Raw genomic sequence first — 25,429 nt, forward strand, 5'->3', positions numbered from 1 at the left:
GGAGAGCGCTCCTTTTTTGGTTTTTGATGCGGGTGGGGCTAGGGTAGGCGTTTTCGAGTTGCCTCAATCATGGCCGCCGCGCCGAGTATGTCGGCGGGGCATAAGCATAGCGCTGTGAGGTGCGGGCTGCTGAAGTGAATCGGCGAGCCGGCTTGGTGCGTCGCGTTGCGGATATGAAAGGTCGAGCGACTGGTTGCGACGCTTTCCATGAACGGCGATTCGGCATGCCACGCCGCGAGAACCGCATTCTCACCCAGACGCCTCACCCTGTCTCGCGTTCCACTCCCGAAGTCGTTCTTCGTAACGCTCCAGCGCTTCTTCATAAAGATCGAACACGCAAGGATGGCAGCCGCTTTGGCAGCAGTCTTCCGGCAATGGACGTTCGGGGGGCGCAGGGCGCGGGTCGTCGGTAGGGGGCATCTCTCGCTGTGGGGAATCTCATCGGGTCATTGTGCATTGCATGCGGCATGCCGCATGCCGCATGCCGCATGCGAAATGCTCCGTCACCCAGGAGCGCACGGTCGTCTAAATTTTGGCGGCGGCCTGCGAACGTCGAATGCGATACTTTCGCGCGAGGCATTCTAAAAACCGCGTCGATCGGACACAGGATTCTCCCGATGAACCAGACCGTCAGGCATGCGATTTCTGGTGCGCTTCTAAGCGTGTTGCTGGCCGCCTGCAGCGCGCCTCAGTCCGATACGGGGCGAGCGCAAACCGCGCAATCGACGCAAGCCGGAAACACAGCGTATAGCGCGGAGATCCGCCGCACGGAGTCGGGTATCCCGCACGTACGCGCGGCGGATTGGGGCAGTCTCGGCTTCGGTTTCGGCTACGCGCAAGCCGAAGACAACCTGTGCACGCTCGCCGATGCCTTCGTCACCTATCGCGGCGAGCGCTCGGCCTCGTTCGGCGCGGATGCGCGTCCGCCATCGATGTCGACGTTCGGTCAGCCGCGCAACCTCGATGCCGACTTCTTCTTCCGCATGGTTATCGATCAGGCTACCGTCGAACGCTATCGCGCGGCGCAAGCCGTCGACCTGCGCGATCTGATCGATGGCTTCGCCTCCGGTTACAACCGCTATCTCGCAGATTTAAACGCGGGCAATTTTCCGAAGTTGCATGCTGCATGCAAAGGCAAGCCGTGGGTCGACAAAATCACATCGGACGATATTTACCGTCGGCTGATCGCGGCGAATCTCGCGGGCGGATCGACGCGCTTCGTGCAGGCGATTGCGGCGGCGCAACCCCCGAAGGCGGGAGCGACGCCGCGCGGGGAGACAACGCCGGACGCGGCGCCAGCGACGAGCAGTACATCGGCTGGTCCGCTGGATGAAAGCGGCGGGCGAATCGCGCTAACGCCATCTCCGGTGAACAAGGGCGCTCTGCTTGCTGCCGCCAGTTCGCGAATATTGCCGCGCTATCTCAGCGGCGAAGATCCAGGCATGAGCAATGACGCAGCATCCGGCACTCCGCTTCATGCCATGAAATCGCCCGATTTTTCAGGCTATTCCGCCGGTGACGATCACGGCCTCGGCAATCAAGCACCCGCATTCGGCACTCCGTTCCACGCCGACAACCCGCTCGATGCCCTGCGCTATCCGATCGGCGAAAACCCCGGCATCGGCAGCAATGCACTCGCATTCGGCGCGCCGGTAACGAGCGACCAACGCAGCATCCTCTTCGGCAATCCGCACTGGTTCTGGCGCGGCCCGGACCGCTTCTATCAGGCGCAACTGACCATCCCCGGACGCGTGAATGTGGCCGGCGTGTCGTTTCTCGGCGTGCCGCTCATCGTGCTCGGCTTCAACGAGAACATCGCGTGGACGCATACCGTATCGAGCGCGCGCCGCTTCGGCATCTTCCAGTTGACGCTCGATCCCGCCGATCCCACGCATTACATGTTCGATGGTCGAAGCCAGCCGATGACGCCCGTGCCGCTCACCGTCCGCGCGCTTCGCGCCGATGGTACGATCGAATCCGTCACGCGCACGCTGTATCGAACGCGCTTCGGTCCGGTGATGGACCTGTCCGCGCTCTCGCCGGCACTTGGATGGAACACGCAGCGGGCCTATGCGCTCGCCGATGTCAACGCCGACAACGCGCGCGCCTTCCAGAATTTCTTCGCGTGGAACCAGGCGCGCTCGCTCGAGGATTTCATGGCGATCCAGAAGCGCTATGCAGCGATGCCGTGGGCCAACACGCTCGCGATCGGCCGCAACGACGCGCGCGTCTGGTTCGCCGACATCGGCGCGATCCCCGACGTGCCCGACGCGCTCGCCGATGCATGCACGCCGCCCGCCGGCCGCGCGCTCGCGAGCCGTATGCCGGGCGTGCCGTTCCTCGACGGTTCGAAGAGCACCTGCGCGTGGCGCGCGGATGGATCGAGCGTGCAGCAGGGCGCGCTGCCGGTCGCGCAAATGGCGAGCGTCGTGCGCGGCGATTACGTCGGCAACTTCAACGACAGCTACTGGCTCACCAACGCGAACGCGCCGCTCACGGGCCTTGCGCGCGTGGCCGGAGCGACGCGTTACGAGCAGTCGCTGCGCACGCGTTACGGCCATCTGCTCGCGGCGCGGCTGCAGCGCGAGCCGGGCGGCATCACGCGAGACGCGCTGGAAACCGCGGTGCTGGCTACCGGCTCGATGTCGGAGAGACTGTATCGCCAACCGCTGCTCGATGCCGTGTGCAACGGCAACGACGCGCAATACGCTTTGCATGATGCATGCGAAGTGCTGCGCAGCTGGAACGGTTCATCGGATATCGATGCACGCGGCGCGAACCTCTGGGACGAGTTCTGGCAACGCGTGACGCGCCTCGCGCCCGAGCGCCTCTACGCGACGCCCTTCAGCCCCGACAAGCCGCTCGATACGCCGAGCGGCTTCAACATCGACAATCCCGCCGTCGTGCAGGATCTGCGACAGGCGCTCGGCGGCGCGGCGCTCGCGCTCCGGCTGAACGGTTTCGCGCTCGATTCGCGGCGGGGCGACATTTTGTATACCACGCGCGCGGGCGAACGCGTGCCGCTCTACGGCGGTTGCGACGAAGCGGGCTACTTTACGGTGGTATGCGCGCGGCGTCCGCTGGACGCGAAGGGGTATCCGATGGACGCGAACGGTCAGGGCGACAGCTACGTACAAGTCGTCTCGTTCGCGGCCGATGGCCCGGGCGGCGTGGAGGCCGACACGCTGCTGTCGCATTCCGAGTCCGACGATCCCGCTTCGCCGCACTCGGCCGATGCCACGCGTCTTTTCTCGGCAAAACAGTGGGCGCGCTTTCCGTTCACCGATCAGGCGATCGAAGCCGATCCAGCCGTTTCGCGCACCGTAATCACGGGAACGCGCTATTGATCATACATATTGAAAAAAATTGCATGATTGCCGCACGATCAAAGGCATGGGCGCAAAAGGGCCGCGAAACCCGTCTATGATGAAGGTTTTGCCCGCCTGGACACACGCTCATGACTAACGGCGACAATACGCAACACGAAGAAGCGGTACGGCTCGATTCGACGGAACTGCAGCGTTTCGTCGACCAGAAATGGAACGATGAGATCGTGCCCGCGCTGACCGACTACATCGCGGTGCCCGCGAAAAGCCCGATGTTCGACGCGGACTGGGCGCGGAACGGTTTCATCGAACGGGTAGTGACGGACGCGGTGGACTGGGTGAAGGCGCAGCGCGTCACGGGCCTGAAAGTCGAGATCGTGCGTCTGCCTGAACGCACGCCCGTGATCTTCTTCGAAGCGCCCGCAACGCGTTCGGGCAGCACCGAAACCGTCGTGCTGTATGGCCACCTGGACAAGCAGCCTGAATTCGAAGGCTGGCGCAATGATCTCGGCCCGTGGACGCCGAAGTTCGAGGACGGCCGGCTCTACGGCCGGGGCGGTGCGGACGACGGCTACGCGACCTACGCCAGCATCACGGCCCTCGCCGCGCTCGACGCCCAAGGCGTGGAACGGCCGCGCTGCGTCGGCATCATCGAGACGTGCGAGGAATCGGGCAGCTACGACTTGCTGCCGTATATCGACGCGCTCCGCGAACGCCTGGGCGATGTCGGCCTCGTGATCTGCCTGGACTCCGGCGCGGGCAACTACGACCAGTTGTGGCTCACGACTTCGCTGCGCGGCCTGGTCTCGGGCGACCTCGAAATCCAGGTGCTCGAAGAAGGCCTGCATTCGGGCGGCTACGGCGGCATCGCGCCATCGACCTTTCGCATCATGCGGCAACTGTTCGAGCGGCTCGAAGACGCGGCCACCGGCAACCTGCTCCCGAAGGACTTTCATTGTTCGATTCCCGCGCAACGTCTGCGCGAGGCTGAAGCGACCGCCCGCATTCTCGGCGACGATGTCTGGAAGAAACTGCCGTGGAGTTGTGGCCAGGACGGCGGCAGTGTGTTGCCGACCACTACCGACCCGCAAGAAGCGCTCATCAATTCGACGTGGCGTCCGTCGCTGACGGTCACGGGAGCGGCCGGCCTGCCGTCACTCGCCGACGCCGGCAACGTGCTCGCACCGCGCACCGCGTTCAAGCTGTCGCTGCGTCTGCCGCCGCTTGTCGAAGCCGCCGAAGCGGTCGGTCAGTTGAAGTCGCTGCTGGAACTCGATCCGCCTTACAACGCCAAGGTCACGTTCAAGGCTGAAGCCGGCGCGGCCACTGGCTGGAGCGCGCCCGAGCTTGCGCCCTGGCTGGGGACGTCGTTGAACGATGCATCGCGTCGCTACTTTGGCGCGGATGTCGCATACATGGGGCAGGGCGGCACCATTCCGCTCATGAACACGTTGAAGGAAGGCTTTCCGCGCTCGCAGTTCATGGTGTGCGGCGTGCTCGGCCCGAAGTCCAACGCGCACGGGCCGAACGAATTCCTGCACGTGCCCTACGCAAGGAAACTGACGGCGGCGGTGGCGGAAGTAATTGCTGCTGCGCCCTGATTCAACGCGTCTTCCGGAATCAGAAATCGCCCGCTTCGCGCGGGCTTTTTTTCGGGCCTTTTCAGCGAATTCTTCAAAACGAACTGGTAAGGCCAGTTGATCATGGGTAAAGTAATAGGCCCTCGCCCGCCGTGCGGCATTGCGGCCGGGCCATGCACTTCACATACAGGAGACAGACATCGCGATGAACGATACCCAAAAATCCCCCGAACTGCGCATCGCCGCCGATACCCTTCACGCCTATGTGCGCGCCATCTGGGAAAGCGCCGGCAGCGCGCCGCGCGAGGCCGAACTGGTGGCGGACCATCTCGTGATGTCGAATCTCTCGGGCCATGATTCGCATGGCGTCGGCATGATTCCGCGCTATACGTCCTCCCTCGCGGATGGCCAGCTCAAGCTCAACACGCATGCTGAAATCGTTCGCGATGCGGGCGCCGTCATCACCGTCGATGGTCGCAAGGGCTTCGGTCAAGTGGTTGCCTACGAGGCGATGGAATTCGGCATCGAGCGCGCGAAGAAGTTCGGCGTGTGCGCGGTCGGCTTGCGCAACGCGCATCACATCGGCCGGATCGGACACTGGGCGGAGCAATGCGCGAAGGCGGGGCTCGTGTCGTTTCACTTCGTGAACGTAGCGGGCGATCCGCTGGTGGCGCCGTTCGGCGGTATAGACCGGCGCTTCGGCACGAACCCTTTTTGCGCGGCGTATCCGCGTAAGGGCAAGAAGCCGCTGGTGCTGGATTTCGCGACGGCAGGCATTGCTTACGGCAAGACGCGCGTCGCCTACAACAAGGGCGTGCAGGTCGCGCCGGGCATGTTGCTCGACCACGCAGGCGTGCCGACGCTCGAACCGAAAGTGATGCATGAAGAGCCGTTCGGTTCGCTGACCGCATTCGGTCTGCACAAGGGCTCGGGGCTTGCCGCGCTCTGCGAGATTTTCGGCGGCGCGCTGTCGGGCGGATATACCACGCATGAGAGCACGCTGGAGAAGTCGAGCGCGATCATCAATTGCATGACTTCAGTGATTCTCGACCCGAACTCCTTCGATGCCCCGGCCGCAGAGGCCGAAGCGGAAGCGTTCCTCGAATGGATGAAGGCTTCGCCGAAAGCCGCTGGCACCGATGCGATTCACGCGCCTGGCGAACCGGAGGAAGCGCGCCGCGCCGAGCGCAATTCGAACGGCGTGCCGGTCGACCCGACTACGTGGCGGCAGATTCGCGAATCGGCTGTGAAGTCGGGGATGGCGGAGACGGAAATCGAGAAGTTCGCGGGCGCGTTGAAGTAACGTGAAACCGAAGGGCAAATTGGTCAAGCCAGTTTGCCCTTCGCGCTTTGTTTTGCTTGATGGCAGATTGCCTCTGGCCTCAGTCGCGGAATAACGGCGCGACTTTCAGAGCCGAAGCGACACCATTCACCGCACCATTTCTTTCTCGATCCAGTCAATGACCGAGGTCCGCTTCGGCTCCCAGCCCAGCAGGAAGCGCACGCGCTTGCCTCTGACGCGGCTGTTGGAGCCAAGCCCGTAGTTGGCCATCTCATAACCCCATTCCTTGACGGCATCTTCGAGCGGCCAGTCTTCGGGGCCGCGCAATTGCATCGCGCGCGCCATGGCGGTGGTCATGTCGCGATATTGCGCCTCGCCGCTTTCGATGAAATAGAACGTGCCGGCCGGCGTCTTGTCGAGTGCGCGTCGATAAGCGTCGACGACATCGTCGATATGCACGTTCGACCAGATGTTCAGCCCGCGTCCGACATGACGCACGATGCCGCTCTTCTGCGCCTGACGTTCGAGTCGCGGCAGTTGCACGCTTGCGGTGTTCGGAATGGCGCCGTGACCGTAGATCAGCGTGTTGCACAGCACGGCAGAGCGCACGCCACGCTTGGCGGCGCCCAGCACGAGCTTGTCGATGGCCACGCGCGGCGCCTTGTCGGCGGTCGGTTCCGGCAGATTCTCTTCGGTGTAGATGTTGTCCGATGCTTCGCCGCCCGACGCATCGCCGACAATGCTCGATCCGCTCGTGTGCAGGAACGGTTTGTCGGAGCCTTCGAGCGCGGCGATCAGGGTTTCGACCGCGCCGCGATGATCGCTGCTGGCCGCGTTGATGACTGCATCGGCAGAACGGGCTTCGGCGGTGAGAAGCGCGGCGTCGTCGAGACTGCCGACGACGGGCTCGATACCCGCCTGCTTCAAGGCGTCGCTCTGCTCGGCTCGGCGGATCAGGCCGCGCACCGTGTGACCGTCGCGCGCGAGTCCCGCCGCGATCGAACCGCCGATAAAGCCGCCTGCGCCTGTGATGAAAATCTTCATGTTTTGCTCCTGTGGTCCCATGCAATGCGATTTGCGAGAATTCGTTTGAACCGATGCACAGAGTATGTTCCGTTTCGACTTTCGCAAAAACGATGCTAGTCTCAAATCAAACTTGACTTGAAATCAACAATCGATCCGCATCGCGCCCGCATGAAGACCAATACCGACGAACTGCAGGTTTTCGTGACCGTCATTGACAGTGGTTCGATGACCGCCGCCGCCGAAACGCTTCAGCAAACCGTATCCGGCGTGAGCCGCACGCTGACGCGCCTCGAAAAGAAGCTCGACACGACCCTCGTGCGCCGCACGACGCGCCGTCTTCAACTCACCGAGGAAGGCGAGCTGTTTCTGACGCGCGCTCGCGCCATCCTCGCCGCGATGGATGACGCCGAGGAAGCGATCTCGCGCCGGCACGAGCGTCCGGCCGGGCGGCTGCGTGTGGATGCGGCGTCGCCGTTCGTGCTTCACTGCATCGTGCCGAATGTGAAGGCGTTCGCCGCGCTTTATCCAGACATCACGCTGGAACTGACGAGCAACGAGCGCATCGTCGATCTGATGGAGCAGCGCGTCGATATCGCGATTCGCATTGGCGTCCTGCAGGATTCGACCTTGCACGCGCGCTCGCTCGGCAGCAGCCGGCTGCGTGTTCTGGCGAGTCCGGATTATCTTGCCGAACACGGCGAGCCGCGTGATGTCGATGAACTCATGCGCGCGCGGCTGATCGGCTTCACCGCACCCGAAAGCCTCAATGACTGGCCGTTGCGCGCATCGGGCAATATTCCGGGCGCGCCGTTCGTGACGATCCGGCCTGCGGTATCGGCGTCCAGCGGCGAGACTATTCGGCAGTTGGCGCTCGATGGCGGCGGCATTGCGTGCCTCGCCGAATTCATGACCGCCGCCGATATCCGCGCGGGCCGCTTGCGTCCGATACTTGACGACGCGCTCGAAGACGTGCGTCAACCGATCAGCGCGGTGTTCTATCAGACCGAGTCGATGGCCGCGCGCTCGCGTGCGTTCCTCGACTTTCTGGCGACGAGGCTCACGCTTTGAAATCAAGCTTTGATAATCACTCGACCATGACCATGCCTACGATCAAGACCATCAACGCACCCGAACTTCCGGTTCCCGCCGGCCACTACAGCCACGCAACGCGCGTGGGCAATCTCGTCTGCGTTTCGGGCCAGTTGCCAATGCGCCCCGACGGCACGCATACCGGGGACAGGCCGTTCGAGGAGCAGGCAGAGCAGACGCTTGCCAATCTGCGGACCGTGCTGGAAGCGGCGGGCGCGCGCATCGAGGATTGCATCGAGGTGACGGTGTATCTCGTTGGCGTCGATCACTGGAAGACGTTCAACGAAATTTACACGCGCTTCTTCGGCGACTGGAAGCCGGCGCGCGCCGTCGTGCCGGTAGGCGCGTTGCATTATGGATATCTGGTCGAGATATCGGCGCGGGCGTGGGTGGAAGACGGACGATGATTTTGGCTTGGGATCATCGCGGCTTTCCACGGGTGTTAAGTTTCGCGCGTGACCTTTGAAATGCGAGTCGGCCGTCGCCGCGCGAGTTACGGCATTTTGTTGAATCCGGAACGGCTCCGGGCGCATCGGCTTGCGTCGCGCAACGCAGTTCCCGGCGGCTCGCTGCCTCGCGCGCTTTACGCCGAGTCCGATATTTTGTCGGATACCGGAGGGCTTCGACCGGACGCGTAATCCCTCGCGCGATGCGAAGTTCCGTCCGGCCGTCGGCACGCGAGTGTTGTCAGGCCAAATCCAGCGCCCCCGTCAAATCGCCGAGCGGCTTCTCCCCGTTCGCCGCAAACGCGCGATCTCGCGACGCCACGCCATCGAGCGGTTCGAGATCGTGCACGCGCGAGATGAAGCGAAGAATCGAGTTGGTGTCGTAGACCGTGTGATCGACATATCCCTTTTTCGCGTACGGCGAAATCACCAGTGCCGGAATGCGCGAACCCGGCCCCCAGCGATCGCCCTTGGGCGGCGAGACGTGATCCCACCACCCGCCGTTTTCATCGACCGTGACGACGATCACCGTGTTCGCCCATTGCGGTCCGCGCTGAATATGCTCGATGACATTGGCGATATGCCGGTCGCCCGAAGCGACATCCGCATAGCCCGCGTGCATGTTGAGATTGCCCTGCGGCTTGTAGAACGTGACGGAAGGCAGGCGTCCGGCATCGATGTCCGCGAGCAGCTTGTTCGTGGATGGATCGTCGCCGAGACCCGCATCGCGCAAATGCCGGGCGCGTGCAACCGTGCCCGGCGCGAAATTGCGAAAGTAGTTGAACGGCTGATGGTGATACTGGAAGTCCGGCACCGAACCCGTGTCCCGATGATCGAGCGCGTACTGCCACGCGCCGCTGTACCACGCCCAGTTGACGCCCTTGGCCGAAAGCCGGTCGCCGATGGTCGCGTAAGTCTGCGGCGGCAGCACGAGCGGATTCGAAGGATCGGCGGTGAAGCTATCGCCGCCGGGCGCGGGACGCACGTTGCTCGGCTGGTACGGCGGGAACATCGTGTTGACCGCGTAGCCGTCCGCGGTGAGGGCGCCATCGCGAACGAATTTGGGCGGCCCTTCGAGCGCGGATTTCGGCGAATCCGGCGCCAGTTTCAGGCGCGGCGTGGTCGGATCGTCGCCATCCACGACGGCGAGCAATCGCGCCGCCGGGGTGTTGCGCACATCGGGATAAAAGGGTGCTTGCGCCGAGATCAGGAAAATGTGGTTCAGCCACGAGCCGCCGAATGCCGACATGAAGAAGTTGTCGCATAGCGTGTATTGCTGCGCGAGGCCCCAGAGCCTGAGCGTATCGGGCGAATTCTGGTAATGGCCCATGACGAGGCCACCCGAGTCGCCCCACGCGGCGAACTGGTTATTGCGGCCCGCGTTGATCTGCATCTGGTTCTGATAGAAACGATGCACGAGGTCGCGTGTAATGACCGAATTGGGAAGCGGCGCGCCGTTCGCGTCCATGATCCGGAAAGGCGAGTTCTTGAGGCCAGCAATCTGCTGCTCGGTGATGGCGTAGCGCGTGCCATCCACTTCCTGCGCCTGCGGCACGAGCCCGCCCCAGATTTTCGGCAGTGTGGGCATGGGCGTGACGCCATCACGGTCGAGCTGCGTGAAGCGCGACGCCGACACCGCCGACAGCGGATACTGCACGCCCGGAAAATTCCCGTACAGATTCGTGAAACTGCGGTTTTCCGCGTAGATCACGACGATCTGCCGCACGTTCGCCGTGAGCGTGCGGTCGAGCGCGACATCAGCCGCTGTTTTTGGTGTGGCAGGCTTCTGTTCGAAAAGATTGCAGCCGCCCAGCGATAAACCGGCGAGTCCGACGCCGGCCGCGAGCAAGCGGCGCCGCGCCGGATCGACAGGCGCGTCATTCGCCGATGCTTCAGGAAGGGAAGACAACTCGTGATGCGGATGGTCGTTCTCGTTCATCGCCTGACTCCTCGTGGTCTTGTCGCACGCACCGCGCGCCGTGCATCGACGCCTTTTCACGCCGCACGCACCAAGGGCGCGCACGCTTTTCCGCTCTCCGCTGAAGAATGCGGTGACGCGGGCCCAACTGAGAGCGCATGATGCCGTATCGGCGCGCTTGGCGAAACCCGGCCAAACGGCATAAGGCGGATTGCGAACGGCTGCGTATCCGCCTATGTCACTTGGCCGACTGGAAACCGCCGGGCCGCGTGACTAACATCAACTGAACACGAGTTTGGCTCCGACCAGAATCAGCGTCGCGGCAAGCAGGTAACGCAGCACGGTTTCGGGCGCTTTCGAGGAAAGCATGCTGCCAATGGCAATGCCGGGAATCGAGCCGACCAGGAGCGAGAGCAGAAGCGCCCAGTCCACCGAGCCGAGCATCCAGTGCCCGGCGCCGGCAATGAGCGTGAGCGGCACCGCATGCGCCACATCGGAACCGACGATGCGTACCGTCGCGAGACGCGGATAAAGCAGCAGCAGAACCGTCACGCCGATCGCGCCCGCGCCGACCGACGTGATCGAAACGAGCACGCCGAGGATGGCGCCCGTCAGCACGGTCAGAGCGGTTGTGCGGGCAGGGCGTTCCGCTCGTCCCTGGCCTTTGCGGTAGGCCAGTCGCGCGAGCTGCGGCCGAAACACGAGCGACACGGCCGTGATGAGCAGCGCGACGCCGAGAATCAACTGGATCAGGCGGCCCGTGTCGGGTGAAGTCATGCCGTGCCGGTGCAGGAAATACAGCGTGATGGCGGCGGCCGGCACGCTGCCTGCGGCGAGCCGGCCAGTGATGCGCCAGTCCACCGAGCCCTTGAAGCCGTGTACGAGCGTGCCGGCGGTCTTGGTCGCGGCGGCGTACAGCAGGTCGGTGCCGACTGCCGTTGCCGGATGAATCCCGAAGAGCAGCACGAGCAGCGGCGTCATCAGTGAACCGCCGCCCACGCCCGTGAGGCCGACCAGAAAGCCGACGCCGAGGCCCGAAGCAGAATAAAGTAAGTCGATATGCGGAAATGCCATGGATGCGGAGAACCCGTCAGGCTCGGTCCGGTCGAAAAACCGTCGATGATATCCGGTGAGCGGCCCGATTGCTGCGCATGAGCGGCGGGCACCCTGCAAAAACATCGGTCTGGTCGAGCTGGCCAGCCGTCGTGATTACACATTACTTTCAGTTCAGGAAGGCGCAATGGACACAAAGGATCAGACGCAGGACCAGACGCAACAGCAGCAGCAACAGGCGCAAGCGACTATGCCCGGCGCGGACGATGCCTTCATTCCGACCGAGAACGTCAACATTCCGAGCGAGCGCCAGTTCGTCCTGAAATCGGGCAACACGTTCGCCGTCTACGACGCCAACGGCGATATCCGCGGCGGCGACGACGGCCTGTTCGTCAACGATACGCGTGTGCTCTCGCAATTGGTGCTCACGTTCGGTGGACGCGCGCCGTCACTGCTTTCAGGCAGTGTATCGAGCGATAACGCTGTCTTCACCGCGCACTTGACCAACCGGCCGCTGCCGCCCATCGGCGGAGCCCAGACACCGGAGGGCGTGATCCACGTCGAGCGCAAACGTGTGCTTTCCGGGCACGTATTGCACGAAAGCATCGTGCTGACGAACTACGGCACCGAGCCATCCACGGTGCCGATCTCCATTTCGTTCGCCGCGGACTTTCTCGATATGTTCGAGGTGCGTGGCTCGAAGCGCCAGAAGCGCGGAACGTTGCGGCCGCCCATTGTCGAAAATGGCGAGGTGGTGTTGCGCTATATCGGCCTGGACGAAGTGGAACGCACCGCGCGCATCCAGTTCACACCCGCGCCGGACGTGCTCTCACCAACGCGCGCCGATTACGCGCTGCGTATCGAATCGGAGACGGCGATTTCGGTCTATCTCTCCGTCACGGCCGTGACACACGCGCTCAGCGACGCCAGCGAAGAGAGCAAGCGCAACGCCGCCGAAGCCGCCGAGTGTGCGCCCGAATCGGGCCGTCCGGCTATCCGCGAAGCGCTCGTCGAGGCGCATCGGCGTATGCGAGACCGGCGTCGCGCCAGTGCGCGCGTGCGTTCGAGCAATCCACTCTTCAGCGAATGGATCGACCGGTCGCTGGCCGACCTCGGGCTTCTCACCACCGATCTCGAAACCGGCCCGTATCCGTATGCGGGCATCCCGTGGTTCTCGACCGCGTTCGGGCGTGACGCGATCATCACGTCGTTGCAGATGCTGTGGCTGCATCCCACGCTCGCGCGCGGCGTGCTGCGCTTTCTCGCGGCTCATCAGGCGCGTGAGGACTCGGCGTTCCGCGACGCGGAAATCGGCAAGATCATGCACGAGACGCGCAAGAGCGAGATGGCCGCGACCGGCGAGGTGCCATTCGCGCTTTATTACGGTGGCGTCGACAGCACGCCGCTTTTCATCGTGCTCGCGGGCGCATATGCGGAACGCACCGGCGATCAGGCGCTCATCGACGAAATCTGGCCCGCGTTGCAACTCGCGGCGGACTGGGTCGCGCGTCATTGCGACAAGAATCCGCACGGCTTGCTCGACTATCAGCGCGCGTCCGAGCATGGACTCGCCAACCAGGGCTGGAAAGATAGTCAGGACTCCGTGTTCCATGCGGACGGTAAATTTCCCATCGGACCGATCGCGCTGGTGGAAGTGCAGGCATACGCATCGACGGCATTCTCGACGATGGCGCGGCTTGGCCGCGAACGCGGCGAACACGAACGTGCGGACGAGTTCGAGCGGCGCGCGCGCCATATCCGCGAGCGCGTGGAAGCAATGTACTGGATGCCGGAGATGGACTTCTACGGCATAGCGCTCGACGGGCGTGGCGACTTGTGCAGGGTGTTGTCATCGAATGCGGGGCATCTGCTCGCGTTCGATCTGGTCGAGCGCGAGCGCGGCGAGAAGGTCGCGCGTCAGCTCGAATCCACCTTGTTCCACACCGGCTGGGGCGTGCGTACGCTCGCCGCCGGGCAGCCGCGTTTCAATCCGATGTCGTACCACAACGGCTCGGTCTGGCCGCACGATACGGCGTTATGCGCGCGTGGCCTTGCGCGTTACGGCGAGCGTGGCGCGGCGGTCGGTCTGCTGCAGGCTTTGTTCGAGGCGGCCGTCACGTTCGACATGCGTTTGCCCGAGCTGTTTTGCGGCTTCACGCGTCAGCGCGGCGAACGGCCGATCGCTTATCCGGTGGCGTGTCTGCCGCAGGCGTGGGCAGCGGGCGCGCCGTTCATGGTCCTCGAAGCGTGTCTCGGCGTGACGATGGACGCGATCAACGACGAAATACGCATCGACCGGCCGCAGTTGCCGGAGGGCATCGACTGGCTGGAGATCGGCGATCTGCGTCTCGGCGACAAGAACGTGACGATCACGTTCCGGCGCGTGGGCGGCCAAGTGGTGCCATCGGTGGAAGGGGATGCGCGGGTCGTCGCGGTGCTTTGAGTGAAGGAACGCGCAACGCGTGGGAAGCGTTGCGCGCGTGAGCCGAATTGCCGCGTGCTTGCGAGGTTTCGGAAATGACCTCGCAAGCTGCGCCGTCCATCCGCTCGAACTTAACGCGCGGAAATCAAACCGCCACGCTGCCCACGTAGTTTTCGGCAAGCGCCGTCGCCGCCGCATGCGAAGTCGTCACATGCTCCAGTTCCGCGACCTGCAGGCGTTGCTCGAAGGGCGACGTATCGTCGAGCTTGTGCAGCATGCGCGTCATCCACCACGAGAAATGCTCCGCGCGCCACACGCGCTTGAGCGCGGTCTCGGTATATTGCGCGAGCTTGTCGCTTTTGCCTTCCTTATAGAAATCGACGAGGGCGGCATTGAGCACCCGCACGTCCGACACCGCGAGATTCAAGCCCTTCGCGCCCGTCGGCGGCACGATATGCGCCGCGTCGCCGGCGAGGAAGAGCTTGCCTGACTGCATCGGCGTGGATACGAAGCTGCGCATGCCGACAATGTTCTTCTGAAAAATCTTCCCTTCCGTGATCTGCCAGCCATCGTGGGTATCGACGCGTGCGTGCAGTTCGGCCCAGATGCGGTCGTCGGACCAGGCATCGACGGACTCTTTCGGATCGCACTGGAAATACATGCGCTGCACGCCGGGCGAGCGCGTGCTGATGAGCGCGAAGCCGCGGTCGTGGCGCGCGTAGATGAGTTCGTCGGACGAAGGCGGCGCTTCGACCAGAATGCCGAACCAGCCGAACGGATACACCCGCTGATAGTCCTGCCGCACCGCTTCCGGAATGCACGGGCGCGAGACGCCCTGCGAGCCATCGCAGCCGATGATGAAATCGCACTCCAGCGTTTCGGCGCGCCCTTCATGCGTGTACTCGATGCGCGGCTTGCCGTCGCTGTTCTTCGCGAAATCGTGCAAGCTCACGTTCGACACGTTGAACTTGAGCGCGCCGTTCGCCGCAAGGCGCGCCGCGACCAAATCCTTGATGACTTCATGCTGCGCGTAGACCGTGATCGAATGGCCCGTCAGTTCTGTCAAGGCGATACGGCGCCGTTGTCCCTCGAACGCCAGTTCGAAACCGTGATGCAACGCGCCTTCGGCCTGCATGCGCGCGCCGACTCCCGCCTGATTGAGCAAATCCATCGTGCCTTGTTCGAGGACGCCCGCACGAATGGTCGATTCGATGTCCTGCTGACCGCGCGCTTCGAGTACGACCGACTCGATGCCGCGCAACTGCAGAAGATGGGAAAGCAGAAGCCCGGCCGGGCCCGCACCGACGATGCCGACTTGAGTACGCATGATGTCTCCGTGATTGCGTCGAAATGTTGTGCGTACAGTCTCGTTGCAGCGTCGGTATGTCGCAACGCGATACGGAGCATAGCGCCTATCCCATTTCGAGATAAAGGCCCGAAAATGCCGCGATCACGGGTCCATCCCTTGCTGACTCAGGGTAAATCCCGAGCACGCAATCGAATGGAGAGAACAGATGAGCGCGAAGAATTACCCCAAGCCGCCGTTTCCTGAACAGCAGCAAGAACGCCGTCCCGGATTAACCAAGCCGCTCGATCCGCAGCCCGACCACGGCGAGGAGAGTTACAAAGGTAGCGGCAAACTTGCCGGCAAGACTGCGCTCATCACAGGCGGCGATAGCGGCATCGGGCGGGCGGTGGCGATTGCATTCGCGCGCGAAGGCGCAGACGTGGCGATCTCTTATCTCGACGAACACGACGACGCCAAGGAGACGGCCCGCTGGGTGGAAGAAGCGGGACAAAAGGCGCTGCTATTGCCCGGCGACATCACCGACCGCGCGCATTGCCGCGAACTCGTCGCGAAGACGGTGGAGACGTTCGGCCATCTCGAAGTGCTGGTAAACAACGCCGCTTACCAGATGACCTACGACGGCCTCGAAGACATCAGCGACGACGAGTGGGACAAGACCTACTCGACCAACATCGGCGCGATGTTTCGCATCACCAAGGCGGCGCTACCGCATCTGAAGGAGGGCGCGGCGATCATCAACACGACGTCGGTGAATGCGGACGCGCCAAATCCCGGTTTGATTGCGTATGCGAGTACGAAGGGGGCGATCCAGAACTTCACGGGCGGCCTCGCGCAATTGCTGGCCGAGCGTGGTATTCGCGCAAATTGCGTGGCGCCGGGACCGATTTGGACGCCATTGATTCCTTCGACGATGCCCGTCGAGAAGGTCAAGAATTTCGGCTCGCAAGTGCCCTTGAAACGCGCCGGCCAGCCTGCCGAACTGGCCGCCGCTTACGTGCTGCTCGCCTCGGACGAGGCGAGCTACATTTCGGGCGCCACCGTCGCGGTGACGGGCGGCAAGCCGATCATTTGAAGCCGCGCGTCACTCGCTCAACTGCTTGCGACGATACTCGCCCTGCCGCGTCAGCATCCAGCCGGGATATTCGGCGGGAAGCTGGCTCACTTCGTCGAGCGCGGCGAGCTCGTCGGCGTTGAGCGTTACCTTGGTCGCCGCGATGTTGTCATCGAGTTGCTCGATACGTTTCGCCCCGACGATCACGCTCGTCACCACCTTCTGGTGCAACAACCATGCAAGCGCGATCTGCGCCACCGAAACGCCCTTGGCTTCGGCGACACGACGCATTACGTCGATACAGTCATACGCGCGGTCCACGTTCACGGGCGGAAAATCGAACTTCGTGCGGCGGCCGCCTTCTTCCTTGCCGCCTTCGCGCGTGTATTTGCCCGACAAGAGGCCGCCCGCGAGCGGACTCCACACCATCAAGCCGACGTTCTCGCTTTGAAGCAACGGGACGAGTTCGCGCTCCAGGTCGCGCCCGGCGATCGTGTAATACGCCTGCAACGACTCGAAACGCGCCAGGCCCAGACGCTCCGAAATGCCAAGCGCCTTGGCAATCTGCCACGCGGCCCAGTTCGACACGCCGATGTAGCGCACATGGCCGTGCTGCACCAGATTGTCGAGCGCGCGCAGTGTTTCCTCGATTGGCGTGGCGGGATCGAACCCGTGAATCTGATACAGATCGACGTGATCGAGTTGCAGCCGCTTGAGACTGGCCTTCACGCCATCGATGATATGAAAGCGCGACGCGCCGCGCGAATTCACGCTCTTGGTTCCCGCCTCGCCCAGAATCTTGGTCGCGACGACCACGTTCTCGCGCGGCACCTTGAGATTCTTCAACGCCTGGCCCGTGATGATTTCGGACTGGCCGTCGGCATAGACATCGGCGGTATCGATGAAATTGATGCCCGCGTCGAGCGAGCGGCCGACGAGCTTGTCGGCGTCCGCCTGCTGAAGCTGACCGATGTTGTCCCAGATGCCGCCGCCGCCTCCGCCGAAGGTCATGGTGCCGAGGCACAGTTCGGAGACGAATAGGCCGGTATTGCCGAATTTCCTGTAGCGCATGGAAGGCTCCAGAGTAACGATGCGGTGATCGGAAGGCGCGAAGTGTCGATGTTTCGACCGGTCGACGCGTCGCGCCGGCAATGCAGTATCTTCCCGCGCCTCTTGCGTGTCATAGCCTGATCCTGTCGAATCCTTGCCAATTCCTGCAAAGCGGGCGCGCGACCCCAAGCACAACCGCGCCCGCGCGAGTAAGCTAACGAGACTCCTTCGAACGCTAAATTCCTCGGAAAATCATGGCGCTGAACGACACACCCGGCCTCGCCGACAAAGATCCGCACGAGCATCCCAGAGAGATGCGCAATAACAATCAGACGCTCGATCCCGCGCTGGATCAGGCGCGTCTCGAACTCGTCTCGCTACTCGACCGCTTGACGGCGGGGTGCGAGGGTTCCATCGAAACCTGCGTGCCAGGCGTCTTCGTGCACCGCATCATGAATCCGGGCGGGCCGAAGCCGGGTATTCAAACGCCCGCGCTCGCGCTGATCGCGCAAGGCACGAAGCGCATCATGGTCGGCGACGACGTCTACGTCTACGACCCCATGCATTACCTCGTTTCGTCGGTGGATCTGCCGGTCATCGGGCAAGTGACGGTGGCAAGCGAAACGGAGCCCTATCTCGGCATGCGGCTCGATCTCGATGTCGAAGAGATCACGTCGCTGATTCAGGACCAGCACCTGCCGCCCGTCACGCAGTCGGACGCCACGCGCGGCGTGTATGTGAATCGACTCGGCAATTCCATGCTCGACGCGGTGCTGCGCCTCTTGCGCCTCATCGACACGCCGGACGACGTGCCCATTCTCGCGCCGCTGGTGAAGCGCGAGATTCTGTATCGGCTGCTGATGAACGGTTCCGGCGCGCGGCTGCGCCAGATCGCCTTGCAGGACAGCCAGACGCAGCGCATCGCGAAGGCCATTCTTCTGCTGCGTCAGAACTTCGATCAACCTTTGCGCGTCGAAGATATCGCGCGGGACGTGCATATGAGCGTGTCCTCGCTGCATCATCATTTCAAGGCCGTGACGGCGATGAGTCCGCTGCAGTATCAGAAGCAGTTGCGCCTGCAGGAAGCGCGGCGTCTGATGCTGCTCGATATCGCCGATGCCGCGACGGCCGCGCATCGCGTCGGTTACGAAAGCGCGTCGCAGTTCAGCCGCGAGTACAGCCGCCTTTTCGGCGCGCCGCCGCTGCGCGACACGCGGCGCTGGCGCGATGCCGCCGCAACCGGCGCCTGAACGAAGCCAAGCGCGCCGCACGGTCGAACAAAGCTTGCCGCATGGCGATGCGACGGCGCTGCCGCATCGGTTTATTTCATCGTCCGCGGAATAGCGCAGCGCTGCCGAACGTTCTACGGATACTTCTCCAATAAGGAAGATGAAATGAAGAAGCGCATCCTCACGATCGTCACGGCCGCGGTTGCGGCGGCGTGTCTGGCATCGCCCGCGTTCGCCGCGGCGCCGAAAGAATCGAACGGCATGTTCGTCGATGACAACGGCATGACGCTCTACACCTTCGACAAAGACACCAAGGGCGGCGCGAGCGCCTGCTCCGGCGGCTGCGCGCAAGCGTGGCCCGCCGCGATGGCGGGCGCCTCGGATCAGCCGAGCGGCAAGTGGACCACCGAAACCGCCGACGGCGGCAAGCAATGGGCGTACGACGGCAAGCGCGTATACCGCTTTGCCAAGGACACCAAGCCCGGCGATAAAAACGGCGACAACTTCAAGGATGTCTGGCACGTCGTGAAGCCGTAAGCGTTTCTGCGAGCGGGCTCGCGGGAATAAACCGGCGAGCCTGCGAGTCTTCTTTCTGACGGGACACGAACATGAAACGACTGTCCGGAGCAGCGCTGCTCCTGGCTGCGCTCGTCTGCGCGCTGGCGTCGAGCGGCTGCGCGAGCGGCACGGCGGGTGCTTCGGGTACGGCGGGTAATGCGGGAGCCGGCACCGCCGATCCGGTCATGAAGGGCAGCTACTGATGCCGAATTGTCCGGATCTACGGCCGTGAGTTTCGAGAGCGATCTCCTCGCGCATCTTCCGCAATTGCGCCGCTATGCGCGCGCGTTGACGGGCGACCGCGCCTGGGCCGACGATCTCGTGCAGGACGCGACCGAGCGTGCGTTGAATCGCATGCGGTCGTTTCGCGCGGGGACCAATCTGCGCGCGTGGCTGTTCACGATCATGCGCAACCTGTATATCGACCAGTTGCGCGGACGGCGCGACATTGCCGTCGACGATGAAACCGCGCCGTGGCGGCAGATGGCCGCGCCGCGTGGCGAAGTGGACGGACTCGTGCTGCGCGACGTGCAACGCGCGCTTTACTGCCTGCCGATCGAACAGCGCGAAGTCATGTTGCTCGTGTGTGTCGAGGAAATGAGTTACCAGGAGGCCTCCGTGGTCTTGAACGTGCCAGCCGGAACCGTGATGTCGCGCCTCTCGCGGGCGCGCGAACACATGCGCGTTCTGCTTGGCGAGGAACCGGGGCGCCGTGCGTCGTCGCTGAAAGTGGTGAGCCGGACATGACCCACGACGAACGACCGCCGGATCGCGACCTTCAGGCGCTCTCTGCCTGGCTCGACGACGAGCTTCACGGCGATGAGCGCAAGGCCGTCGAAGCGCGCCTGGCCGATGACCCCGCGCTGCAGGCGACGGCGACCGACTATCGCGCGCAGGACAACGCGTTGCGCGCGCTCTTCGCGGCGGAGCAGGCCGAGCCGCAGATCGTCGTCATGCGTGCGCGAAAGCGCGAGCGCTTTCTACTGGCCGCGTGCTTTCTCGTGGTGGGCGTCGCGTGTGGATTCATGATGCACATGCTGCTGCCTGCGTTCGGCGAGCCGCGTGCGCGCTTCGCGGAACGCGCGGACATTGCCTATGCGGTGTATGCGCCGGAGCAACGTCACGCGGTGGAAGTGGCGGCGTCGCAGCAGGACCATCTCGTCAATTGGCTGTCGAAGCGGTTGAATCGAACGTTGACGATTCCATCGCTCGTCGAGTATGGCTTTCAGCTCGTGGGGGGCAGGCTCTTGCCCGGTGAAGACGGGCCGGCCGCGCAGTTCATGTATCAGAACGCAGCGGGCGAACGTCTCACGCTTTACATGACGACGGTACGACGCAACGACGCTCAAATCCGGATGCTGCGCGACGGCCCGCGCAGGACGTATTACTGGGCCGCGGACAGCGTGGGTTATGCGCTCTCGGGGCAGATCGGGGAGGCCAAGCTGCAAGCGATTGCCTACGACACCTGCAAGGAACTGGGCGGCAACCCCAAGGACTGGTGAGGCTCAGGCTCACCAGGCAGAAAAAGCCGCAGCGCTTCGAGTCGCTGCGGCTTTTTCTTCTAAAGCCGATCAATAACGATGCGGCTCTTCGTGGTGCGGACGATGGTGACGTTCCCACTCGTTACGCGCCCAGTAGCGATGACCGTCCCAGTAGCGCTCGCCATGCCAGCCGACCTTCACCACATGATGCGGACGATGATCGTCCGCCGATGCAACGTTCATCATGCCCATGCCAAGCGACGCTGCAAGGGACGCGATCAAGAGGCTCTTCTTAGTCTTGTTCAACATGATTTGCTCCTTCGGTATTCGTGGTCTTCCGTTGGCTCGCTTCGTAACTACGAGCGCGGTGGTAGTAGTTATGGATTTTTGTCATGCCAGTGTTCTAGCGGTAGTAATCGTGATGATGGTGGTAACCGCCACCGTCCGGCAGGATGATGCAGCCCGAGAGTGAGCCCGCGAGCGCCACGCCCAGTGCTACAAGTATCGCCAGCTTCTTCATGGATTTCTCCTTGGTGAGTCCATGAGAGCAATTTAGCGGTTCGTAAAATGACAAGCCGTGTTCGTTTGTAAGCAAAGGTGAAGCTTGAAATATTTGGAAGCACGCTTATTAATTTGAGATTGCCGCTGTCGGCCCGCGAGCGTGGCACTATCCTGAACTACGATCACGCTTATCGGAGTAACACATGGCGCATATCAGCACGGGCGTGGAGTACGCGCTGCACTGCATGCTCTATCTCGCGGAGCCGCCGCACGGTGTGAGCGGCGCCAGCGTGCGCGATCTGGCGGAACTGCAAGGCGTGCCGGCGGAGTTCGTGGCGAAGCTGTTCACGAAGCTGCACAAGGCGGGGCTCGTCACCGCGACCGAAGGCGCGCGCGGTGGTTTCTCGCTGGCGCGGCCATCGCGAGAGATCAGCGTACTGGATGTCGTGCATGCCATCGATGGCGACAAGCCGCTCTTCGAATGTCGCGAGATTCGCGCGCGTTGCGCGGTGTTTGGCGAAGAAGCGCCGCCGTGGTCGACGAGCGGCGTGTGCGCCGTTCACGCCGTCATGAAGAACGCGGAGAAGCGCATGCGCGAAGCGCTGGCCGCGGACAAGCTGTCCGATCTCGCAGGCCGGGTGAATGCAAAGGCGCCGCGCAATTTCGGGCCGCAGGTCGTCAAATGGCTGGGCGGAAAGAACGTGGGCAAACGCGCCGCGCGAGGCTAGTCTGCACCGTCGCCAATCAACGCACGATGGTCGGCTTTATGTTCGGCGTAAGCGATACGCCCACGACGTGCCCGTCGCGCACGCCGCATCGGCTGTCCACGCGCGTCCATTTCGTCTTGCCGCGCGCCTTGGCGAATGCGCGCATCACGATGACCTGATCGACTGGAATCGGATTGCCCACGCTAAACACGGGCGTTTCGCTGTCGATTCTGGCTGACAACACGCGGCGGTCGGGCACGATGAGCGCGTCGTACTTCGGCGCGTCCGCAACCCATCGGTCGAAGGCCGCGACGCATTGCGCGACGCTCTCCGGCACATGCAGCCGCGACAGATACGAATAGTCTTCCGTCACGTTATCGGGTGCCTCTTGGGCCTGCGCGATCTGAACCATCGACGCGGACAAGAGCAATGCGAACAAGGCGGGAACGAAGGCAGTTTTCATGCGATGAGTCATGAGCGGCGAGAGCGAAGAGGCGGACAAAGACGAGCCTGCGCGACGAACGGCAATACGCTGGCGCCTGTCACGTGGGCTCGGGCGACATCGCCAACGTCGGCACGGATCGGGCGCGTCTTTTTGAGATTTCGCGAAGTATACCGTGTGATGTTTCGGCGCGTCGAGCGTGCGGCGTGTGTCGAAGGTGGATCGATGGCGTTTGGGCTGCGTTGTATGCTGCGCTTTCGAACTCACAACGAGGCGCGCGATGAAAACAGTGAGATGGTCGCAAGCGGACGGCACAGGACTGGAACATCTCGTACTGGACGATGAAGCGTCGCCGATCGTGATCGAGAGCGTGGTCGCTGGCGAAAGCGAGGCGGGCGCGTTCGACCTCGTCTATCGCATAGAGTGCGATGCGCGCTGGCAGGTCACGCGGCTTGCCGCGAAGCTGGCGGGCGGTGCGACGCTCGATCTGCATCGGTTAGATGGAGACGACGGAGACGAACACGCATGGACCAACGCCAACGGCTCCGCACGCGATGAACTCCGCGGTTGTATCGACGTCGACCTGAGCGCGACGCCTTTCACGAACACGCTGCCCATTCGCCGGTTGAAGCTGCAACGCGGTGAGCGGCGCGTGATTCGCGTCGCTTATGTGAACGTGCCGACGTTGACTGTCAGCGCGGTCGAGCAGGCTTATACGTGCCTGGAAGATGGGCGCCGCTATCGCTACGAAGGGCTCGATACGGGCTTTACGGCCGAGATCGATGTCGATGAGAACGGGCTCGTTACAGCGTATCCGGGGCTATTCAAACGTACTGCCTGAGCGCGCGTTTGTTCCCGAGCGGCGATAATGCCGCATCGATCGCACTTACCGGATGAACCCAAGATGACCGCCCATTCCAGCGCATCACCCCGCCTGACCAGCCTCTCGCACGGCGGCGGCTGCGGCTGCAAAATCGCGCCCGGCGTGCTCGCCGACCTGCTCAAGCGCAGCACGCCACTGCCCGCGTTCCCCAATCTCCTCGTCGGCAACGACACCGCCGACGATGCCGCCGTCTACAAGCTCAACGACGAACAGGCTATCGTTGCGACGACCGACTTCTTCATGCCGATCGTCGACGATCCGTTCGACTTCGGCCGCATCGCCGCGACCAATGCGCTCTCGGATGTCTACGCCATGGGCGGCAAGCCAATTCTTGCGCTCGCGCTCGTCGGCATGCCGATCAACGTGTTGCCGCATGACGTGATCGCGCAAGTGCTGAAGGGCGGCGAGTCGGTGTGCGCCGAGGCGGGCATTCCCGTTGCGGGCGGGCATTCAATCGATTCCGTCGAGCCTATCTACGGGCTCGCCGCGCTCGGTATCGTGCATCCGTCGCGCGTGAAGCGCAACGCGGCAGCGCGCGCGGGCGACGTGCTCGTGCTCGGCAAGCCGCTCGGCGTCGGCATTCTGTCGGCCGCATTGAAGAAGGATCAACTCGATGCCACGGGCTACGCCGCGATGATCGCCGCGACGACCAAGCTCAATCGCCCCGGCGCGGAACTCGCTCTGCTCGATGGCGTGCATGCACTCACCGACGTGACGGGCTTCGGCCTGCTCGGCCACGCGCTCGAACTCGCACGCGGCGCGCAACTTACCGCACGTATCGACTATGCAAGGCTGCCGTGGTTGCCACAGGTGCGCGAGTTCGTGCGCGCGGGCATTTACACCGGCGCGTCGGGACGCAACTGGAACGCGTATGGCGCCGATGTATCGCTTGCCGCATCCCTCGACGCGCCTCAGGACGAGGCTCGCAACTTGCTTACCGATCCGCAGACTTCGGGCGGTCTGCTCGTTTCGTGCGCGCCTGAAGCCGTGAACGACGTGCTCGCGATCTTCCGCGCGGATGGCTTCTCCGACGCCGCCGTGATCGGCGAGATGGTGGACGGCGCGGGCCGTATCGAAGTGGCCTGAGACGCATCCGCGTAACCCAGCTCTTACCATCCACCGGGACATCACTCGCACATGAAGGAAGAATCTCCGAAAGCGATTCTCTATGCGCTCGCCGCCAACTTCGGCATCGCCGTATGCAAGTTCGGCGCGGCTGCTTTCACTGGCTCAGGCTCCATGTTCGCCGAAGCCATTCACTCCACGGCCGATTGCGGCAATCAGTTGCTGCTGCTCCTCGGGCTCAAGCGCGCGCAGGCGCCCGCCAACGCGCTGCATCCGCTCGGCTCGGGGCGCGAGATTTACTTCTATGCGCTGATCGTGGCGCTGTTGCTCTTCTTCGTCGGCGGCGCGTTTTCGGTGTACGAAGGCACGCATCGTCTGATGCATCATGAGCCGCTAACGAACCCGATCGTCGCGCTTGTCATTCTCGGCATCTCGGTCGTGCTCGAAGCGTTTTCACTGGCGGGCGCGGTGCGCGAGATTCGCAAGACGGCGGGCAACAAGACCATGTGGCGCTGGTTCCGCGAGACGCGCGAGTCGGAGTTGCTGGTTGTCGCAGGCGAGGATGTGGCCGCGCTCGCGGGTCTCGCCATCGCGTTCGCTGCCGTGCTCATGACGATGATCACCGGCAACCCCGCATGGGACGCGGCGGGCTCGGTCGGCGTGGGCGTGTTGCTGATGCTCATTGCGTTTCTCGTTGCGCGCGAAGTGAAGTCGATGATCGTCGGTGAATCGGCCAGTCCCGAAGTGCGCAAGGCCATCGACGCGCATTTGCGCGCGCGGCCCGAGATCACGCGCATCATCAGCTTGATCACGCTTCAGTGGGGCAAGGATGTCGTTGTCGCCGTGCAAGCCGAGATGATCGACTATGCCAGCGGCCGCGCGATGATCGATGCAATCAACATCGTCGAGGAAGATTTGCAGCAAGCCTTTCCGCAGGTGCGCTGGGTGTTCTTCGAACCGGACGTGCCGCGCGAAGCCAGCAAGCCCGCCGCCGCGGCTTGAAACATGTCG

The 25,429-nt window shown here is 63.3% G+C and carries 24 protein-coding genes; 16 read left to right on the forward strand and 8 right to left on the reverse strand.

Features of this window, described 5'->3' with window-relative positions; all coding sequences use genetic code 11:
- Positions 1–249: 249 nt before the first annotated feature.
- On the reverse strand, positions 250–420 hold the full coding sequence (locus P9250_RS11775; RefSeq protein WP_310393142.1) for an oxidoreductase-like domain-containing protein: 171 nt from the start codon (positions 418–420) through the stop codon (positions 250–252).
- Positions 421–617: 197 nt separating this feature from the next.
- On the opposite strand from P9250_RS11775, the gene P9250_RS11780 reads away from it, so the two are divergent.
- The 3 genes from P9250_RS11780 to P9250_RS11790 all read left to right on the forward strand — a co-directional run bounded on the left by P9250_RS11780 (position 618) and on the right by P9250_RS11790 (position 6,209).
- The gene (locus tag P9250_RS11780) at positions 618–3,347 is read left to right on the forward strand and encodes a penicillin acylase family protein (protein WP_310393144.1); all 2,730 of its coding nucleotides are present in this window, start codon (positions 618–620) and stop codon (positions 3,345–3,347) included.
- 110 nt (positions 3,348–3,457) lie between these two features.
- A complete protein-coding gene (locus P9250_RS11785; RefSeq protein ID WP_244828301.1) occupies positions 3,458–4,927 on the forward strand; it encodes a M20 family metallopeptidase in 1,470 nt (489 codons plus the stop codon).
- 184 nt (positions 4,928–5,111) lie between these two features.
- Positions 5,112–6,209 carry a malate/lactate/ureidoglycolate dehydrogenase gene (locus P9250_RS11790; RefSeq protein WP_250526661.1) on the forward strand — a complete coding sequence of 366 codons (1,098 nt, stop codon included), beginning with the start codon at positions 5,112–5,114 and terminating at the stop codon, positions 6,207–6,209.
- A 126-nt stretch (positions 6,210–6,335) separates the two neighbouring features.
- On the opposite strand, the gene P9250_RS11795 is transcribed toward P9250_RS11790, so the two are convergent.
- Complete coding sequence (locus P9250_RS11795) at positions 6,336–7,232, reverse strand: NAD-dependent epimerase/dehydratase family protein (RefSeq protein ID WP_250493312.1); 897 nt, start codon at positions 7,230–7,232, stop codon at positions 6,336–6,338.
- Positions 7,233–7,382: 150 nt separating this feature from the next.
- Between P9250_RS11795 and P9250_RS11800 the strand changes: the two genes are divergently transcribed.
- Together P9250_RS11800 and P9250_RS11805 are read left to right on the forward strand one after the other, a co-directional pair.
- Positions 7,383–8,282 carry a LysR substrate-binding domain-containing protein gene (locus tag P9250_RS11800; RefSeq protein WP_250493313.1) on the forward strand — a complete coding sequence of 300 codons (900 nt, stop codon included), beginning with the start codon at positions 7,383–7,385 and terminating at the stop codon, positions 8,280–8,282.
- A gap of 32 nt (positions 8,283–8,314) precedes the next feature.
- Positions 8,315–8,710, forward strand: coding sequence for a RidA family protein (locus P9250_RS11805; RefSeq protein ID WP_244828295.1), 396 nt, complete (start codon positions 8,315–8,317; stop codon positions 8,708–8,710).
- 280 nt (positions 8,711–8,990) lie between these two features.
- On the opposite strand, the gene P9250_RS11810 is transcribed toward P9250_RS11805, so the two are convergent.
- Both P9250_RS11810 and P9250_RS11815 read right to left on the reverse strand, forming a co-directional pair.
- Positions 8,991–10,688 (reverse strand): acid phosphatase, encoded by a 1,698-nt coding sequence (locus P9250_RS11810; protein ID WP_310393147.1) that lies wholly within the window; start codon positions 10,686–10,688, stop codon positions 8,991–8,993.
- A gap of 258 nt (positions 10,689–10,946) precedes the next feature.
- Positions 10,947–11,741: a sulfite exporter TauE/SafE family protein gene (locus tag P9250_RS11815; protein ID WP_310393149.1), complete on the reverse strand. Its 795-nt coding sequence runs from the start codon at positions 11,739–11,741 to the stop codon at positions 10,947–10,949.
- Between the two features lie 229 nt (positions 11,742–11,970).
- Between P9250_RS11815 and P9250_RS11820 the strand changes: the two genes are divergently transcribed.
- The gene (locus P9250_RS11820; protein WP_250493361.1) at positions 11,971–14,163 is read left to right on the forward strand and encodes an amylo-alpha-1,6-glucosidase; all 2,193 of its coding nucleotides are present in this window, start codon (positions 11,971–11,973) and stop codon (positions 14,161–14,163) included.
- Positions 14,164–14,287: 124 nt separating this feature from the next.
- Here the strand turns inward: P9250_RS11820 and P9250_RS11825 are convergent, their stop codons facing one another.
- Positions 14,288–15,469 carry a 4-hydroxybenzoate 3-monooxygenase gene (locus tag P9250_RS11825; RefSeq protein WP_310393151.1) on the reverse strand — a complete coding sequence of 394 codons (1,182 nt, stop codon included), beginning with the start codon at positions 15,467–15,469 and terminating at the stop codon, positions 14,288–14,290.
- Between the two features lie 187 nt (positions 15,470–15,656).
- Between P9250_RS11825 and P9250_RS11830 the strand changes: the two genes are divergently transcribed.
- The gene (locus tag P9250_RS11830; RefSeq protein ID WP_250493317.1) at positions 15,657–16,523 is read left to right on the forward strand and encodes a glucose 1-dehydrogenase; all 867 of its coding nucleotides are present in this window, start codon (positions 15,657–15,659) and stop codon (positions 16,521–16,523) included.
- Between the two features lie 9 nt (positions 16,524–16,532).
- On the opposite strand, the gene P9250_RS11835 is transcribed toward P9250_RS11830, so the two are convergent.
- Positions 16,533–17,573, reverse strand: coding sequence for an aldo/keto reductase (locus tag P9250_RS11835; protein ID WP_250466886.1), 1,041 nt, complete (start codon positions 17,571–17,573; stop codon positions 16,533–16,535).
- A 233-nt stretch (positions 17,574–17,806) separates the two neighbouring features.
- Here P9250_RS11835 and P9250_RS11840 point away from each other — a divergent pair, with 233 nt between their 5' ends.
- From P9250_RS11840 to P9250_RS11860, 5 genes are all read left to right on the forward strand, one after another.
- Positions 17,807–18,802: an AraC family transcriptional regulator gene (locus tag P9250_RS11840; protein ID WP_244828285.1), complete on the forward strand. Its 996-nt coding sequence runs from the start codon at positions 17,807–17,809 to the stop codon at positions 18,800–18,802.
- 144 nt (positions 18,803–18,946) lie between these two features.
- Complete coding sequence (locus tag P9250_RS11845) at positions 18,947–19,318, forward strand: hypothetical protein (protein ID WP_244828283.1); 372 nt, start codon at positions 18,947–18,949, stop codon at positions 19,316–19,318.
- Positions 19,319–19,389: 71 nt separating this feature from the next.
- Positions 19,390–19,542, forward strand: coding sequence for a hypothetical protein (locus P9250_RS11850; protein ID WP_310393154.1), 153 nt, complete (start codon positions 19,390–19,392; stop codon positions 19,540–19,542).
- 25 nt (positions 19,543–19,567) lie between these two features.
- Entirely contained in the window at positions 19,568–20,086 is a 519-nt protein-coding gene (locus P9250_RS11855) for an RNA polymerase sigma factor (RefSeq protein ID WP_310393157.1), read from the forward strand.
- Complete coding sequence (locus P9250_RS11860; protein WP_310393160.1) at positions 20,083–20,841, forward strand: anti-sigma factor; 759 nt, start codon at positions 20,083–20,085, stop codon at positions 20,839–20,841. Before P9250_RS11855 ends, P9250_RS11860 begins: the two co-directional genes overlap by 4 nt.
- Positions 20,842–20,910: 69 nt before the next feature.
- On the opposite strand, the gene P9250_RS11865 is transcribed toward P9250_RS11860, so the two are convergent.
- Positions 20,911–21,126 carry a hypothetical protein gene (locus P9250_RS11865; protein WP_404989445.1) on the reverse strand — a complete coding sequence of 72 codons (216 nt, stop codon included), beginning with the start codon at positions 21,124–21,126 and terminating at the stop codon, positions 20,911–20,913.
- Positions 21,127–21,524: 398 nt separating this feature from the next.
- On the opposite strand from P9250_RS11865, the gene P9250_RS11870 reads away from it, so the two are divergent.
- Complete coding sequence (locus tag P9250_RS11870; RefSeq protein WP_250493322.1) at positions 21,525–22,049, forward strand: Rrf2 family transcriptional regulator; 525 nt, start codon at positions 21,525–21,527, stop codon at positions 22,047–22,049.
- Positions 22,050–22,065: 16 nt separating this feature from the next.
- On the opposite strand, the gene P9250_RS11875 is transcribed toward P9250_RS11870, so the two are convergent.
- Positions 22,066–22,491 carry a BspC domain-containing protein gene (locus P9250_RS11875; RefSeq protein WP_244828275.1) on the reverse strand — a complete coding sequence of 142 codons (426 nt, stop codon included), beginning with the start codon at positions 22,489–22,491 and terminating at the stop codon, positions 22,066–22,068.
- 259 nt (positions 22,492–22,750) lie between these two features.
- Here P9250_RS11875 and P9250_RS11880 point away from each other — a divergent pair, with 259 nt between their 5' ends.
- The 3 genes from P9250_RS11880 (at position 22,751) to P9250_RS11890 (ending at position 25,420) form a co-directional block, all read left to right on the forward strand.
- Positions 22,751–23,311 carry a putative glycolipid-binding domain-containing protein gene (locus P9250_RS11880; protein ID WP_310393166.1) on the forward strand — a complete coding sequence of 187 codons (561 nt, stop codon included), beginning with the start codon at positions 22,751–22,753 and terminating at the stop codon, positions 23,309–23,311.
- A 63-nt stretch (positions 23,312–23,374) separates the two neighbouring features.
- Complete coding sequence (selD, locus tag P9250_RS11885) at positions 23,375–24,439, forward strand: selenide, water dikinase SelD (RefSeq protein WP_250493325.1); 1,065 nt, start codon at positions 23,375–23,377, stop codon at positions 24,437–24,439.
- 51 nt (positions 24,440–24,490) lie between these two features.
- Positions 24,491–25,420, forward strand: a complete 930-nt coding sequence (locus P9250_RS11890; protein WP_250466898.1) for a cation diffusion facilitator family transporter — start codon at positions 24,491–24,493, stop codon at positions 25,418–25,420.
- Positions 25,421–25,429 lie beyond the last annotated feature (9 nt).

Origin of the sequence: Caballeronia sp. LP006 (assembly GCF_031450995.1) — a bacterium.
GTDB lineage: Bacteria > Pseudomonadota > Gammaproteobacteria > Burkholderiales > Burkholderiaceae > Caballeronia.

Coding starts and splice junctions, on each gene's coding strand:
- P9250_RS11775 (WP_310393142.1), bottom strand. CDS start 420: ATGCCCCCTACCGACGACCCGCGCCCTGCGCCCCCCGAACGTCCATTG.
- P9250_RS11780 (WP_310393144.1), top strand. CDS start 618: ATGAACCAGACCGTCAGGCATGCGATTTCTGGTGCGCTTCTAAGCGTG.
- P9250_RS11785 (WP_244828301.1), top strand. CDS start 3,458: ATGACTAACGGCGACAATACGCAACACGAAGAAGCGGTACGGCTCGAT.
- P9250_RS11790 (WP_250526661.1), top strand. CDS start 5,112: ATGAACGATACCCAAAAATCCCCCGAACTGCGCATCGCCGCCGATACC.
- P9250_RS11795 (WP_250493312.1), bottom strand. CDS start 7,232: ATGAAGATTTTCATCACAGGCGCAGGCGGCTTTATCGGCGGTTCGATC.
- P9250_RS11800 (WP_250493313.1), top strand. CDS start 7,383: ATGAAGACCAATACCGACGAACTGCAGGTTTTCGTGACCGTCATTGAC.
- P9250_RS11805 (WP_244828295.1), top strand. CDS start 8,315: ATGCCTACGATCAAGACCATCAACGCACCCGAACTTCCGGTTCCCGCC.
- P9250_RS11810 (WP_310393147.1), bottom strand. CDS start 10,688: ATGAACGAGAACGACCATCCGCATCACGAGTTGTCTTCCCTTCCTGAA.
- P9250_RS11815 (WP_310393149.1), bottom strand. CDS start 11,741: ATGGCATTTCCGCATATCGACTTACTTTATTCTGCTTCGGGCCTCGGC.
- P9250_RS11820 (WP_250493361.1), top strand. CDS start 11,971: ATGCCCGGCGCGGACGATGCCTTCATTCCGACCGAGAACGTCAACATT.
- P9250_RS11825 (WP_310393151.1), bottom strand. CDS start 15,469: ATGCGTACTCAAGTCGGCATCGTCGGTGCGGGCCCGGCCGGGCTTCTG.
- P9250_RS11830 (WP_250493317.1), top strand. CDS start 15,657: ATGAGCGCGAAGAATTACCCCAAGCCGCCGTTTCCTGAACAGCAGCAA.
- P9250_RS11835 (WP_250466886.1), bottom strand. CDS start 17,573: ATGCGCTACAGGAAATTCGGCAATACCGGCCTATTCGTCTCCGAACTG.
- P9250_RS11840 (WP_244828285.1), top strand. CDS start 17,807: ATGGCGCTGAACGACACACCCGGCCTCGCCGACAAAGATCCGCACGAG.
- P9250_RS11845 (WP_244828283.1), top strand. CDS start 18,947: ATGAAGAAGCGCATCCTCACGATCGTCACGGCCGCGGTTGCGGCGGCG.
- P9250_RS11850 (WP_310393154.1), top strand. CDS start 19,390: ATGAAACGACTGTCCGGAGCAGCGCTGCTCCTGGCTGCGCTCGTCTGC.
- P9250_RS11860 (WP_310393160.1), top strand. CDS start 20,083: ATGACCCACGACGAACGACCGCCGGATCGCGACCTTCAGGCGCTCTCT.
- P9250_RS11870 (WP_250493322.1), top strand. CDS start 21,525: ATGGCGCATATCAGCACGGGCGTGGAGTACGCGCTGCACTGCATGCTC.
- P9250_RS11875 (WP_244828275.1), bottom strand. CDS start 22,491: ATGAAAACTGCCTTCGTTCCCGCCTTGTTCGCATTGCTCTTGTCCGCG.
- P9250_RS11880 (WP_310393166.1), top strand. CDS start 22,751: ATGAAAACAGTGAGATGGTCGCAAGCGGACGGCACAGGACTGGAACAT.
- selD (WP_250493325.1), top strand. CDS start 23,375: ATGACCGCCCATTCCAGCGCATCACCCCGCCTGACCAGCCTCTCGCAC.
- P9250_RS11890 (WP_250466898.1), top strand. CDS start 24,491: ATGAAGGAAGAATCTCCGAAAGCGATTCTCTATGCGCTCGCCGCCAAC.